9 protein-coding genes are annotated in these 15,106 nt (G+C 65.3%); 7 read left to right on the top strand and 2 right to left on the bottom strand.

Annotated elements, in window-relative coordinates:
- The first annotated feature begins 698 nt into the window (after positions 1-698).
- The 6 genes from ACLBYE_RS03155 to ACLBYE_RS03180 all read left to right on the top strand — a co-directional run bounded on the left by ACLBYE_RS03155 (position 699) and on the right by ACLBYE_RS03180 (position 10,532).
- A complete protein-coding gene (locus ACLBYE_RS03155) occupies positions 699-1,805 on the top strand; it encodes a hypothetical protein (RefSeq protein WP_447693002.1) in 1,107 nt (368 codons plus the stop codon).
- A 395-nt stretch (positions 1,806-2,200) separates the two neighbouring features.
- Positions 2,201-5,902 (top strand): DEAD/DEAH box helicase, encoded by a 3,702-nt coding sequence (locus ACLBYE_RS03160; RefSeq protein WP_447693003.1) that lies wholly within the window; start codon positions 2,201-2,203, stop codon positions 5,900-5,902.
- A 248-nt stretch (positions 5,903-6,150) separates the two neighbouring features.
- Positions 6,151-7,569 (top strand): SMEK domain-containing protein, encoded by a 1,419-nt coding sequence (locus ACLBYE_RS03165; RefSeq protein WP_447693004.1) that lies wholly within the window; start codon positions 6,151-6,153, stop codon positions 7,567-7,569.
- Positions 7,566-8,972, top strand: a complete 1,407-nt coding sequence (locus ACLBYE_RS03170; RefSeq protein WP_447693005.1) for an argonaute/piwi family protein — start codon at positions 7,566-7,568, stop codon at positions 8,970-8,972. The genes ACLBYE_RS03165 and ACLBYE_RS03170 overlap by 4 nt, the downstream gene beginning before the upstream one ends.
- Before the next feature lie 752 nt (positions 8,973-9,724).
- Positions 9,725-9,925, top strand: coding sequence for a hypothetical protein (locus tag ACLBYE_RS03175; RefSeq protein WP_056532440.1), 201 nt, complete (start codon positions 9,725-9,727; stop codon positions 9,923-9,925).
- A gap of 58 nt (positions 9,926-9,983) precedes the next feature.
- Positions 9,984-10,532, top strand: a complete 549-nt coding sequence (locus tag ACLBYE_RS03180; protein ID WP_447693006.1) for a metal-dependent phosphohydrolase — start codon at positions 9,984-9,986, stop codon at positions 10,530-10,532.
- On the opposite strand, the gene ACLBYE_RS03185 is transcribed toward ACLBYE_RS03180, so the two are convergent.
- Positions 10,497-10,778: a hypothetical protein gene (locus ACLBYE_RS03185; protein WP_447693007.1), complete on the bottom strand. Its 282-nt coding sequence runs from the start codon at positions 10,776-10,778 to the stop codon at positions 10,497-10,499. The two genes, ACLBYE_RS03180 and ACLBYE_RS03185, sit on opposite strands and share 36 nt — an antisense overlap.
- A gap of 878 nt (positions 10,779-11,656) precedes the next feature.
- On the opposite strand from ACLBYE_RS03185, the gene ybaL reads away from it, so the two are divergent.
- Positions 11,657-13,531 (top strand): YbaL family putative K(+) efflux transporter, encoded by a 1,875-nt coding sequence (ybaL, locus tag ACLBYE_RS03190; RefSeq protein ID WP_447693008.1) that lies wholly within the window; start codon positions 11,657-11,659, stop codon positions 13,529-13,531.
- A gap of 79 nt (positions 13,532-13,610) precedes the next feature.
- Here the strand turns inward: ybaL and ACLBYE_RS03195 are convergent, their stop codons facing one another.
- Positions 13,611-14,789, bottom strand: coding sequence for a DUF1624 domain-containing protein (locus tag ACLBYE_RS03195; protein WP_447693009.1), 1,179 nt, complete (start codon positions 14,787-14,789; stop codon positions 13,611-13,613).
- Positions 14,790-15,106 lie beyond the last annotated feature (317 nt).

The following is a 15,106-nucleotide window of genomic DNA, read 5'->3' on the forward strand; positions in this document are numbered from 1 at the left end:
ACCGTCTTACGCGGCCGCATTGAGGTCTTGACCTTAACAAACGAATCGCAAACGGTAACGAATTGTTAGCTATCTGAGATTTAGTCGATGCTTTCATGCAAACTCTACGTTGCGTGTGTTGAAATGCGATGTTCTGCCGCATGAATCATCTCGCGCCGGTTGTGGGGCGCGTTCTGACAGGCCGCCCGCGCCCGTCACGGGGCGAACCGGCGGACGTGTCAGACGGGCTCGGGCAGCCTCGTGCCGAGCCGATGGACACATCGCGATTGAATGGCTGACGGCCCGGTCAGCCTGCTCTTGTTTTGGGAAGTCGAAGCCGGCGCGTAGGTGCCGCCTAATCGAGAGTGGCCGCCGGGCTGCTCTGAATTAGGGGAGCTGAGCCCTGTCCCGGATCGCCTCGGTGGCGCGAGACGATCCGGGACGTCCTTCCGGGATCGTCCTTCCTGGGATCGAAGTCATCCTGGGGGGTTGGCCGGGCTTTGGTTCGCGCGACCGAGCGAACGGCAAAGCCCGGCCGCCGCCCGTCGGGGCGGCCGTCTTCGGGGGTTCCCTTCCGGGGTTTTGAGGGCTGCCCAGGCCGCCCGCCATGGCTGCCCAGCGGGCCGTTCCGGCGCACGCGCGGTCCGGCACGAGGCTTGACCGTTCGCTCTTCCTCCTGTCGCCTTCACGCATGAGGCGATCGATGAGGTTGGAGACTCGTGGAACCCCTGTCCTACACCCCGATGATCGGGACGGCGTTCGCGGCCGTTCGGATCGAGCTCGGCTTGAGATCACGCACGCGTCAGCCCGATGACCCTCACTCGTGGGGCCAGCAGAAGCCCCGTGCTCGCCAAGCCGCACTAAAGAAGGGCATCGCGGATACCGACGCGAAGGTCGAGGCCCTCATCCGGCACTTCCTCGAGCGCTCTCGGGCCCTGACGCACAAGCGGCTCTCCTACCTGGTCGATCTCGCCGAGGTCGAGACCGTCATGGCGATCAGGAACGAGGAGCGTGCCCGTCGCGCGGGTCGCAGGACGCGACCGGCGCAATCCGCAGGTTCGTCGCGGCATCGCCCGCTATCCGGATCCCTCTCCGATTGCGGAGCCTGGGACGATCCCGACCTCGAGGAGGACCCTTGGGAACAGGATGACTGGGACAGCACCGACAGCGGTCCCAGTCTCGCTGCCATCATGGATCGCGCCGACGAGCTGGACGAGGAGGGACCTCGCTTGGATCTGCCGGCGCTGTACGCCCTGGTCGCCGCATCGACGCCGGATTGGCTGGATGTCGATGCGCCGCCGCCCTGCGTCAGCGCGCGCTTTCCGCTGAGCGGGATGCGCATTGGTGACCAATGGGAGCTAAGCCCTCTCAATCTTGGTGAGCTCTTGCCGCTGCTCTCGGAGATCAGCGACATCCCTCCGTCCGCGCTGCCAGCAGCTGAGGATGAAGTGCTGACTTGGCTCTGGTCCGATGAGGGAGCTCGCTACCGAGAGCCGGTCCAGCAGGCGATCTGGCGCGAGCAGGCGCGACGCCACGTCTGGCCCGATCTCCTCGAATTGTATGGGTTGGTTCTGGCAATGTCGCCGGGTGGCCCGGGCGGAACGACGACGCTCGAGGAGGCTGAGGAGAAATTTGCTTACTATAAAGACTGGTGTCGCATTCCGATTGACCCGGTGTTGCATCCGGTCTGGCACGAACTCGTCATGCTCCTTCCAGAGCGTCCCTGGCTCGCGTCGGGCGCCAGGCTGCACGCGGTGCCCTACGACGATGGCAACGACGCCTCCGCCTACGAGGACGACGATCCCGAGGACGTAGGGTCGACCTGAAGCCGATGGGCTCGCCGAGCCTCTGTGGCGGCTCCGGTGCAATGCTAGCGACCGGAGTCGCGTCGACCGTCGGTCCAATAGATACATGCCTCGGGCTGGTCCAACTGCGACGACAGGTGATTGTTCGGCGTCCGGCCATCCAACCGCGTGAGTAGAGATCGCTGAGGCCGACCTCTACGACATGCCGGAAGACGTTAGCGGCGGCCACAATGTTTATGAGGATGACAATGAAGTCGAGGGTTGAGACGAGCAAAATTCATCATGACATCGCCCGCTGCGGCGTCGCGCGCGGATGTTCGCGACTGCCATCAGACGGCAATCGAGCTCGCCACAATCTTGAGTGAGGCTCCTGGTCACTTCAGTATGCAGTTTAGAAAAAAACCTTGTGGCAGCACATGACCGCTGATTCTGAATGGCAGACGAAGCTCCTTCGCGCGGCGCGGTCGCCTGAGGAATATCGAATCTACAAGGCAGCCCTTGAATGGGACTTGTCCGATCCGATCGTGATTGAGTCACGCAAGGACGTAAAGTCGGAAGCGCAGTGGCGTCACCGGGTCGAGCCGTTCAATCATCAAGTCAGCAACCTGATTACTTTCTGCCGCCGCTTGCCTGTAACGCTGCTCGCGGACGATGTCGGGCTGGGTAAGACGATCAGTGCGGGCCTGGTGATGAGCGAGCTCATCGCGCGTTCACGGCTGTCGCGAGCCCTGATCGTCTGTCCCAAACTCCTTGGACCACAGTGGAAGGAGGAGCTGGAAACGAAGTTCGATATTCCAGCCGAGGTCGCAACGGGCCGCGAACTGCTGAGTGCGAACCCGGATGGCGTCGGTGCGATCATCACGACGTACAATTCGGCGCGGCTCTACCTGGAGAAACTTCCCGCCGATCGCTTCGAGATGCTGATCCTCGACGAAGCGCACAAGCTACGAAATCTCTACGGTACACCGGAGCCGCCCAAAGTGGGGCAGGTCATTCGGAGTGCCTTAGCGGCACGGCGGTTCCGGTTCGTGCTGATGCTGACGGCCACGCCGATCCAGAATCGGCTTTGGGACCTCTATTCGCTCGTCGATCTGCTCACCGTGGCGAGGGGACACGAGAACCCGTTCGGCAACGAAGGCCAGTTTGCCCGGCGCTTCATCGCAGGTGACCGAGAGCAGGCACGCCAGCTGAAGCCGGAGGCGGCCGAGGCGTTCCGATCGATCGTCTATGGTTACATGTCTCGGGTGCGTCGCGGCGACGCCAAGCTCCATTTCCCCGACCGCAAGGTGCAACTGCATCGGGTGCAGCCGACACCAGCCGAGCTCGAACTGATCGCAATCGTCGCCAAGGGTATCGAGAAGCTCAATCGTCTGGCGCAGATCGGCATCCTCCAGGCGCTAACAAGTAGCCCGCACGCGCTCAGCGCCCAGCTCGATAACATGGAGCGCAACGGCACGATTGCGCCTGATTTCGCGGGCGCGGTGCGGGCAGTCGTGCGGGGCATGACGACGAGCGCAAAGCTGGATGGCCTTGGACGACTGATCACCCAATTGAAGCACGAGAATCCGGACGGCTGGCGGCTCGTCGTCTTCACGGGACGGCGGGAGACTCAGACCACCATCCAGGAGTTTCTAGAGGGGCACGGCCTGACGGTGGGGATTATCAACGGCACGTCTGGTGCGCGCAACCAGGAGACAATCGGACGCTTCCGGACCAATCCGCCCGGCTACCGCGTCATCGTCTCAACTGAGGCCGGGTCAGAGGGTGTGAACCTGCAAGTCGCCAACGTGCTGGTGAACTACGACCTACCCTGGAACCCGATGATCGTGGAACAGCGCATCGGCCGGGTACAACGTCTTGCGTCCCAGCATGCCCATGTCAGCATTCTGAATGTCACGCTGCAGGGGACTTTTGAGGAGTACATCGTCGGGCGGCTCATGGAGAAGCTGCAAATGTCGACGAGCGCCATAGGCGACATCGAATCTCTGCTGGAAGGCTCCGTGGGAGGTGAGGATGGCGCCGCGGGCTTCGAAGAGCGGATCCGCGAACTTGTGGTGGCAGCGCTCAAGGGGGCAGACGTTAAAGCGAGCGTGGCAATGGCCGAGCAAAGCATCGCGGCGGCCAAGCAGGCGCTCCTCGAAGAAGAAAAGCGCATCGATGCGATGCTAGGGGACACGGACGGCCAGGGCTATGTCGGGCCGCGGGCACCGAGCCTGCCGCCGCAGACGCGTTCGATGGAGTACCAGCCTTTTGCTCTTAGCGCTCTGGGCCAGCTCGGCGCGCGGATCACGCCGTTGGGCAACCGTCTGTTCGCGGTTGAAGATGAGGGCGGCCAGGAAGTGATCCGCTTCGAGCGCGACGCGATGAGCGGGACGCGGTCCTCCCTTTACCAGCCGGGGTCGCCTGCTTTCAACCGGATAGTACAGCGGATGGTGGTCAGCGGCCGCTATGCGGTCCGTGACCTCGATGAGGATCCGCGGCTTGGGGCAGATGCAGCGGCGAGGCAATGGGTCGAAAGCTTCGGGGGGACTCTGGTCGGCACGGAAAGCGCTGCCGCGCGCCGTTGGTTCGAAGGGGTTATCCTGGTTCGTGTACGGGCGACCGTTGCGCATGACGCCTACGAGCGGCTGATCGAGGTGCGTTGTGCACCGCGTAATCGGGCAAAGTTTTCATTTACCCGTGATGCTTTGACTCCGCTCCCTCTGGTTCTCGACGCAGCCTCCGATGCGTTGGGGCTTAGCGTCGACCAAGTCATGGAAGCGGCCCGTCAGGACCCGGGCATCGCGGAATTCACGCGCTTCTACCTGGAACGGCGCGGACAGGAGATGGCCTCGGCGGGCCAGGATGCCCGAAAGCGTGCAAAAATGGAGGAGGATTTCACACCGCGCCTGTCGTTCGTGCTGGCAGGCGCGGAAGGCGCTGTTCTCCGGGACGTTCAGCTGCGGGTAAGCTACCGGGTCGGCGACGGCGGCTATGCAGATGAGCTGACGATCGTCCCCTCCTCTAGCCACATTTTAGCGGCGCCGGCACTGGTATCATGCAGCCCTGGTCAGCAGGCCGTACCGGAGACCTGCCTTGATGCATGCGCGATCAGCGGGCAGCGGGAACTGCGGCATCGCTTGGTGGCGTCGGAACTTAATGGACGTCGGGCGCTGCCTGAGTATGTGGTCCAATGTGCGCTGACGAATCGTCGTCTCCTGACTGATGAGGTCGAGCGGTCGGCCATGACCGGCAAACTCGTAGGACGTGACCAGCTCAAAACATCAGCAGTCAGCGGCAAGCATGCAGAGGCCAACTATTTTGGGCGCTGCGTCTTCTCGGGCGACGAAGCGTTGCGTAGTGAGCTGCGGACGAGTGATCTGTCAGGCAAGCTGTTCCGGGAGGATCGGGCCGCGTCGTCGGTTGTATCCGGGCGCATTGGCCATCAGGACGAATTCGTGGCCTGCCACGAGACGCGAGGCCTCCTCGCCCCAAGCGAGGGCGAACGGTGCGGCATAACGGGACATCTGGTTCGCCCCGGTATCCTGGAGTCCTGCGCAGCCACGGGAACTCGCTCCCTCCCATCGGAGCTTGGCCGATGCGTCGTTACCGGAAGCCGGGTGTTGAAACGCCTCCTCGTGCCGAGCAGCGTTTCCGGGGCCCTGATGCTTGAGGAAAAAGCCGTGCGCGCTGCCCATGGCGTGTATTGTCTACCTGCCGAAGCCCAATCATGCGGCTGGAGTGGACAATCCGTACATCCAGAGGATGTCAGAATCTGCGCGCTTACCGGAATCGGGATCCTCTACACGTTCGCAACGAATGCTGCTCCGCCGCGCCTCGCCCCACTTGTTGCCCTACTCGACGGCGTCAACCGTGCCACTGATCGGCAAGATGCCTGGACCATGGCAGCAGCTCAGCAAGCGGCGGTCCTTCGCAAAGGAAAATGCCGGGTCGAAGCCGGTGTCGCGTCACCGAACGGTCTACGCGTTGCCATGGCGTCGGAGGTCCGCATGCTATTAGGCCTGAAGTCGCGCCAAGCAGGGTTCGTCTACGAGCCCTCCACCAACCAGATCCTGGGTCGTGTAGCGATGGGAAAGCGGGGTACTACCGGCTGGTCGGCAGATGATATGACGTTGTAGTTGGAAGCGGGCGTGAGTGAGCCAGCCTGGATGGTCAATCCCGGTTAGGCACTGCGTGTTGGCTTCTGACCCATAGCCGACCCTGAAATTGTCCGCTTCCGGACCGCTGCCACGCCCGAGGCACTGGGCGCCGCCGCGGGATGGTGCCAGACGTCGAAATCGGTGAACGACCGCCCTCCGTCTTCTTGAAATGTTCCCGCTGCGTTCTAATGATAGGGACCTGGTCGCGCACATGACGGGGGTGCCCGATGAGGCAGCTCGAGATCGAGAACCAGCTCCGTGAGGTGGTCAGCCGTATCGTGGTTCAGGTAGAACTGGCCACGGCGCAAGGACGAACCGACATCAACCTCGCGCTTGAGGATGCGTTCATCCCTATCTTGAAGTCGATCTACAACCTGCCTCAACTCGTCAATTTGAATCGAAAGCAGAAGAATTATCCAGGAATCGATCTCGGCGACGACCACGACCGCGTCGCGTTCCAGATCACATCGACGACGACGCTCGACAAGGTGAAGGGCACGATCCGCCAGTTCATGGATCGGGCCTACTACAATGACTTCGACGAGCTGTTCATCCTCATGCTGTCGAGGAAACAGGCCTCCTACAGCCAGCCCTCGGTCAACGAGCTGTTGACGGACCAATTCGCCTTCAACTGCAAGAAGCACATCATCGATCTCAGCGATCTCCTCGGTCAGGTATCTGGCCTTCGGCTCGCTGCCCAGGAAAGGGTGCTAGCCGAGTTCAGGCACATTCTGGGCGAGATCGACGCCTTTATCAGCTTCAGTGCCGAGGGCATCGCGGCGCCGGTAGCAATAACAACGAACCTCCAGCGGATCCGTCTGCCCGACGCGGCGTATGTCGCCGAGCTGACGATCGACGACAAGGCCGTGATCTCCAGGGCAAAACGGGAGCTCAACTACAAAGGTTACGCGAAGAGCCGCAAAGCCGTCGTCAAGATGGCGCTCCTCCTCAACGGTGTGGAGACCGACGCCTGGGTCTGCCACGACAACAAGCTGTTCTCGTTCCTCGATATCGAGCAGTGCGGGCTGCTTAGTGTCGTCGACGAAGGGTCGGTGGAGCGGTTGGCGATATCTGATCTCGCCGACTCGCCCGAGTTGGACAACGTTAACATCCTGAAGCAGCTTCTGTCCGCCGAAACTCAGGAGCAGTTAAAGAAGCTGCACGTCCGCATGCATGCCAAGGACAGGTTTTTCTTTTTCGGTCCCGTCGAGGAAGGTCAGACCGAGCGGAAGGAGACGTGGGTCGGCAAAAGGGCTGCAACCCGACGGGTCTATGAGCTGAAATACCAGCGCAAGGACCCAACCAAGGTCGCCCACCACACCCACTTCTCGTTCGAACTAACGTTCACGAAGCTGGATGACGACTGGTACGTGCAGATCGTGCCGAGCTGGTACTACTCGTACAACGGTTACGTCAGGTCGAACTGGCACGAGGACCTTCTGTCGACGCAGAAGGCTCTCGAACACAACGCCAGCGTCCGGAACATGGTCCGCTTCGTCGCTCACTTTCTGTCCAAAATGTACGACGTCCAGGATGACGGCGTCCGCTTCCTGTCGTTGCTGGAGTTCGACGTCGGGGAGGCTGATGAGGGCGACCAGGCCGAGAGCGATGAGGGTGACGATTTGGCTGAGGGAGCCGTCGCATGAAGCTGACTATGCTGGCGGAGCCGCTGCTGGAGTTCGGCACCGGAACCCATATCTGCCCCCGAACCGGGATCGAGCGGATGGGGGTCTACGACAAGCGTGACGAGCTCCGCCGAACCGAGCTTCGGATAGGAGTTGTCGGCCGCGGCGAGGGCGTCGATCTCCTCGATGACTGGCTGGAAAAATGCCGGGTTGGGGTTGAGCGCAAGAAGGAATCGAAGCTGCTAAACCTTTTCCGAGGGTTCGGCGGCATCAACCAAAACTACGGGTTCCTGACCAAGCTCATCAATTCATCCCAGTATACCCGGACACTGAAGAAATCCGACATCACTGAGGTCGTCAAGATGGCCTCCCGCGTGGACCGCATCCAACGGGCTGTCGAACTGTATTACGAGCAGATCCGTTTCCTGGCCGAGAACAGAGCCGTTGATGTGATCGTCTGCGTGATGCCGAACGAGATGTTTGACTCCGTGACTACGGCCGATGACGACGACTCGGACAAGGATGAGCTGGAGCACAATTTTCGGCGCATCCTGAAGGCGAAGTCGATGCACCTCGGCACGCCGCTTCAGCTCGTGCGCGAGAAGACCATCCTCATCACGAAGTTCGCCGGCGATCAGCAGGATCCAGCCACCAAGGCTTGGAACTTCTGCACGGCCCTGTACTACAAGGGCAACCGCACGATCCCATGGCGCCTAGTCGAGGATACGGCAAAACTGCGGTCCTGCTACATCGGGATCGGATTCTACAAAAGCCGGGACGGGGCTACGATCTCGTCCAGCCTTGCGCAGGTCTTCGATGAGTTTGGGCACGGCATCATCCTCCGCGGTACTCCGGTCTCGATCGACAAGAAGAACCGGCATCCATACCTGAACGAGGAGCAGGCCTACGAGCTGCTGCGCGATGCTCTGGACGAGTATGATCGGGCCCTGGAGCACATGCCGGCGCGGATCGTGATCCACAAGTCCAGCTACTTCCGGGATAGCGAGCGGGCCGGGTTCCTCCGCGCGCTCGACGAAAAGGGCATCAGGTCGAAGGACTTCGTCGCGATCACCGACACCCAGATCAGGCTGTTCGGGGATAGCGACTATCCGCCAAAGCGCGGCACCATGCTGACGATCTCGGAGACAGAGGGCGTCCTGTACACGCGCGGGACCGTCGATTTCTACAAGACCTATCCCGGCATGTATGTCCCCAATCCGTTGAAGGTCACCGTCTACGAGCAGGATTCCTCCCTCGAAAATCTGTGTGACGAAATCCTCGGCCTGACGAAGATGAACTGGAACAACACGCAGATGGATGGCCGGCTACCAATCACTCTGGAGTGCGCCAGAAAGATCGGCGATATTATGAAATATGTCAGCCCGACTGAGAAGCCGCAGGTCAGCTACAGTTTCTATATGTAGACCGGCCTTGACAGCCACGGCTTGGCCCCGTGCGGTTGAGAAGACCACCGAAGTGGTCTTCGCCTCGAACGGTCTTAGCTTCTGCCAGATAAAATTTCTTGGCCTTGCATCGAAACCACTGCTTCAAGCAGTGACATGAAACACGAGAGTAGATGGCCGCCATGTCGGCTTTCGGGCGGGCACCGAACTTCCGCTCCTGGCGCTTTGCCGACGACACTTTCATGCTTTCGTGGGGCTCGGAGTGCCAGTCTAAAATCCTGGTATTCTGCCTGCGGCGATCCCTTGTGGAGCACCAAAATTCAGCATTGGCACTGAGCGCGGGATCGTATCAACTGCTTGTACGCACGAAGCTGAGGCGCGTGTAAAAACAATGACTTAAGTCAAATGCTTTGCTGGGTTGGACCTGGGTGAGAATCCTGGCGCCCCAGCCAAATTTCCCAAGGAAAACAGAACCTTTGGGGCCGGGACTGAGCGGGCCCGCCGGAACGCGCGGTGTCGCCCCGCGGCACGAGAATCCGCACGGTCCCGAACGGCCCGCGCGGGCCGTCCGGCGCCGGTGCTCCGCACCGGGAGGCCGAGACGACCGCTGTGGAGAGCGAGACCGCGACGGCTGAGCCCTTCACGATCCCGACAGGCCACCACGTCGACGTGGCCGAGGCCATCGAAATGCGCTCTCAGGCGACGAGCCTCCGCGCCGGCGCTCCGCCGCACGTGGCCGAGAGCGCGATCAACATGAGTTGCCCGAGGACGACATGAGCGACGTGCCCGATCCGAAGCGGAAAACGATCGCCGACAGCGTGCTGGTTCGTCTCAGCACGTTCGCGCTGGGCATCGGCCTGTACGACGGCATTGCCCGGAGCATCGTGGAGAAGGCGGTTGCCGACATGCCGGAGGCCACCGTCGAGCAGATCGCGGCGGCGGCGCGGATGATGATGCTGTTCGTGTCGGGCTGAGGGCGGTACATGGCCGGGACAGCGACCCTGCTGGCGTATCCGGTGAAGGGATGACCGCGTGATCCTGCCTCCCCTCCGCCGGACCGCGGCCGACGCGCGGACGGTGGCCACCGTCGCCCACGAGGGCCAGGTCGACAAGGCCGGCAGGCCGTATATCGAGCATGCGGCGCGGGTGGCTGCCGGCGTGCTCGGGCTGTCGGAGGGGTGCCCGTTCTGGTCCGACCTGGAGCGGGACGAGGCGCTGCAGGCCGCGTGGCTGCACGATGTGGTCGAGGACACCCGCTACGGGTTCGGCGACTTGGCCAAGGAGGGATTCAGCGACAACGTGCTGACCTCGGTCGCGATGCTCACGAAGCCCGGAGGTCGCGTCACCTACGCGGCCTGGATCAACAACATCGCGAAAGTGGGCACCCTCCGGGCGACCCTCGTCAAGCTCGCCGACCTCGAGGACAATTCGGATCCCGGGCGTCTGGCGCTCCTGCCCGAGGAGATCCGCGAGCGGCTTCATCTCAAGTACGAGCCGGCCAAGGCAATCCTGCGCGCGGCGGCGGCGGCGAAGGGCTGGCTCGGTTCACCGACGACGGTCGAAGGCAGCGGGCCGCGTTAGCCCGGAACCTTGCCCATGCGGCGACGCTTCGCGCGACCAGCGCCGTCCCGCTGTCACGGCTGCGGCATGCGCGGCGACCCGCGCCGCGGCAGCGAAGCCGCCGTCGACGGTCAGATGGAGCCACCACCCGGCCCTCTCGGTCAGAACGGTGTCGGGCTTCACGCGATCGACCGGTCCGTCATCGATCGAGGTCGACCAGACGACGTGCACCTCCCGGAACGTCGCGGCGAGCAGGATCGTCAGCATGAACGGCGCCCGGTGGCCGAAGCTGTCCCCGAAGAGCAGCGGCTTCCCGCGACCAAGACCCGGACAATCGAGGGAAGGTCAAATCATCCCCTTCCCAGATCATGGACGTGCGCCAGCGCACGCGATTTACAATGCTCGCGGCTCGTGCGGGGATGAAGGGCAGATCATGTGAACGTTAATACAAGGGGCCTCGATCTCTGGGGGCATCGCGTGAGCCGCACGTATCCGAACACTCGCAGAGGGCGAGCTTTGCTGTTCAGCCGTCAAGCTGAGCCGACCATTCGGACGTCGGATCTGGTGGGAGCCACGGCCGGGGTCGCGCTCCTGGGCGGCCTGTGCTTGCTGCTCGTGGCCCTGCTCACGAGCGAGGCCCAGGGGTTCACGGATCTCACGTCGATCCTCACTGACAGGTAGAGCAATACCCGACCCTGTTGCGGCCGGACGCGCGCCCGCTTCCGGGCCGCGTGACGGAGCCGCGCATCCCGGTCAGGCTGCCGCACCTCGGGCGGGCGGCACCGCTCCCCCGGGGCGGGCCCCAGCGAGGCGCCCGGTCCCGGCAGCGGCGAGGCCGCAGGTTCCAGGTCCCGGCCGTTCGTCCCGCCCCGACCCGCCTCGGCCCTCGACCGCGCGCCGGATTCCTGCACGATGGGCGATCGGGACGCGCGGACGCGGGCGGCGCCCGCCGCCCTGGCGCGGGACAGCACTCCGGAAGACCATCGTGGCTCGGCGGGAGGCTGTTTCGCGGCGCCCGAAAGGCAAGCGGGGATTGCCGACGGCGGTTCGCACAGGCGTTCGGTCGGAAGAGCGTTGAATCGCGGCCGCCATTCGGAAAGGCTCGCTCCGCCCGATCCGCATCGCCCCTCGGAGGTGAAGCCCCTGTGCCGCACGCGACCGAACTGATCGCCATCATCGCCCTCGGGCTGACTCTCGCCTTCGTCTGCGGGATGGTCGCGCAGCGCCTCAGGCTGCCGCCGCTGGTCGGTTACCTGGTCGCGGGCGTCCTCGTCGGCCCCTACACGCCGGGCTTCGTGGGCGACAGCAACCTCACGGGCCAGCTCGCCGAGATCGGCGTCATCCTGCTGATGTTCGGGGTCGGGCTGCACTTCTCGTTCAAGGACCTGATGGCCGTGCGCGCCATCGCCCTGCCCGGCGCGGTGGTGCAGATCGCGGCGGCGACCGCCATGGGCATCGGCCTCGCCTTCGCCTGGGGCTGGACCCTCGGGCAGGGCCTGGTCTTCGGCCTCGCCCTCTCCGTCGCGAGCACGGTGGTCCTGCTCCGCGCGCTGGAGGAGCGCGGCCTCCTCGACACGGACAACGGCCGCATCGCGGTCGGCTGGCTCATCGTCGAGGATCTGGCGATGGTGCTGACCCTCGTGGTCCTGCCCGCCCTCGCGCCCTCGCTCGGGGGCGAAGCCCGGGGCCTCGGGCACGGCACGGCCCACGCCCTCACGGACCTCGTCGCCCAGATCGTCGGACCCGAGCACGCGCAGAGCCTCGCGCTCACCGTCGTTCTGACGCTCGCCAAGGTCGCGGTCTTCGCGGGCCTGATGCTGGTGGGCGGACGCCGCTTCGTGCCCTGGCTGCTCGACCAGGCGGCGCGCACCGGCTCGCGGGAGCTGTTCACCCTCGCGGTCCTGGCGCTGGCCCTGGGCATCGCCTTCGGCTCGGCCGAGCTGTTCGGGGTCTCCTTCGCCCTCGGGGCCTTCTTCGCCGGGATGGTGCTCGCCGAGTCCGATCTCAGCCATCAGGCGGCCGCCGATTCGCTGCCGCTGCAGGACGCCTTCGCGGTCCTGTTCTTCGTGTCGGTCGGGATGCTGTTCGATCCGGGGATCCTCCTGCGCGCGCCGCTCTCGGTCCTGGCGGTGCTCGGCGTCATCATGGTCGGCAAGTCCCTCGCGGCCGTCGCCATCGTGCTGGCCTTCCGGCACCCGCTGGGCACCGCCCTGACGATCGCCGCGAGCCTCGCCCAGATCGGCGAGTTCTCCTTCATCCTGGTGTCGCTCGGCCTGTCGCTGAAGCTGCTGCCCGAGGAAGGGCGCAACCTGATCCTTGGCGGAGCGCTGCTGTCGATCACGCTGAACCCACTCTTCTTCGCCCTGGCGGTGCGGATCGAGCAGGTCTTCGCCGACCGGCCGGACCTCGCCGCCCGCTTCGCGCGCAAGGGCGCGGCCGACGTCGCCATCTCGGGCGGGGAGCCGCCGCGACGGGACCACGTCGTGATCATCGGCTTCGGGCGCGTCGGCAGCAGCATCGGCGCGACGCTGGAGACCTGGGACCTGCCCTACGTGGTGGTGGAGCGCGACCGGCGCCGCGTGCTGGCCCTGCGCGCGGCCGGCACGCAGGCCGTGTTCGGCGACGCGACCGCGCCCGGCATCCTCGAGGCGGCCGGCATCGGCACCGCGCGCCTGCTCGTCGTCGCCACGCCCGACGCGCATCAGGCGCGCCGGCTCGTCGAGGCCGCGCGCGCCGCCAACCCGGGGATCGACACCGTGGTCCGCACGCACAGCGAGGCGGAACGTCGGCATCTCGAGGAAGACGGCGTCGGCCTCGTGCTGATGGGCGAGCGGGAGCTGGCCCTCGGCATGTCCTTCTACGCGCTGCGCAGTCTCGGCGTGCGCGAAGGCGAGGCCCGCGTCTTCATCGACACGGCGCGCGCGGAGAGCCGGAGCGACGCGGAGGTCACCGTCGGGCCGGTGAAGGGGACCCCCGAGCTCCGCCATCAGCACGACCGCGACGGGGCGGACCTGTCCTGACGCAGGACCGCGGGGAGGGGCCCGGTCGTGGCCGCTCCCGCACGGGCCCGCGGCGGATGTCGGCGGCGGGGGGCCGCCGTCAGAGGTAGCTCAGGACCGGCGATGTGGAGGCCCGCTTCAGGCGCACCATGGCGCGGCACGCCAGCCAGAGGGGAACGCTCACGGCAGCCGCGACGAGCCAGAGCGCGAGGGGCGAGCCGGCCTCCACCCGTCCCGACGCCCCGGCGAGGCCCAGCGCCGCCGCGCCGTCGTAGAGGACCCGGAGCAGGGCGAGGTGGAGCAGGTAGAAGAACAGCGGCGCGCCGCCGAAGACGCGCAGGCCGCCGAGGAGCCGCTGCGGCAGCACCTCGAACAGCGCCAGCAGGCCGAGACCGATTCCGAGGGTCAGCAGCAGGAAGTCGGCCGAGGGCGGGTACTTGGTCAGGTTGACGAAGGACAGCGCCGTGGCGAGCGGCGTGGCCCCCGCCTGCCACGGCACCGGCTCGCCGTAGCCGTTGAGCCCGCGCAGGACGAGGAAGCCGACCAGGGCGGCCGCCCCCAGCCCGAGGAGCCCCGCGCGTCGGCGCGCGGCGTCGACACCGCCGGCGAAGAACGGTCCGAGGGCGTAGCCGGCCGCGATCACGCCGATCCAGGGCAGGAGCGGGTACGAGGTCCGTGCCAGCCCGCCCCAGGGCAGCGCGATCATCCCGCGCTGATGCAGGATCGACCAGAGCACGTAGCCGGGCTCGTCCGCCCGGATCGCGACCCCGTCGAGCAGGTTGTGGCCGACCATGAGCGCCAGGGCCCCAGCCACGAGGGCGGCCCGCGGCAGCCAGAGCAGGCCGGCCAGCGCCACCATGCAGAGACCGATCACCCAGATCACCTGCAGGTACAGGATCGGCGGCCGGACGCTGCCGGCCCAGGCGAAGTTGACGAGCGTCACCTCCAGCAGGATCAGGAGCAGACCGCGCTTGAGCAGGAAGGCGGCGGTCGCCCGCGCGCCGTGCCTCTGCCCGTAGAGGCACGCCGAGAGGCCGGTGAGCAGGACGAAGACCGGCGCGCAGAGGTGCGAGGCCGCCCGCGTCAGGACCAGGTCGGGCGGCGTCGCGGCGAGGTCCATCGGGTCGCGGACCTGCGCGTGCAGGTAGAAGAACTCCCGCACGTGGTCGACGAGCATCAGCAGCATCACCAGCCCGCGCAGGGCGTCGATGGAGCCGACGCGCCGGGATGCCGCCGGACCGACGGGCGCGGCGACGGGCGCCCAGGACGATGCGACCATCAGGAGCGCGCCGCCGTGCCGAGGGTGCCCCGCGGGGGAGCGCCGATATCGGCTCGGACGCCGCCGGCGATCGCGCGGAATGCCGGCGTCCATCGAGCGGCGCGGTCCTGGCGGCGGCTCGCACCGGCCTGTGCGCGGAGGGCCTGCGGATCGGTGATCAGGACGTTCTCCTGCGCGAGGGGCCGTGCGCGTCGGTCGCGCCGCGGCGGGTGACGGGGTCGAGCGCGATCCCGGTCTCGTACCCGAACCCGGCCTCGGGGCGAAGGGCCGGCTGGCACGGTCGATGCCGGTGCCGGACCGGAAGGAAACCGCCTCGC

Source organism: Methylobacterium sp. A52T (assembly GCF_053346095.1).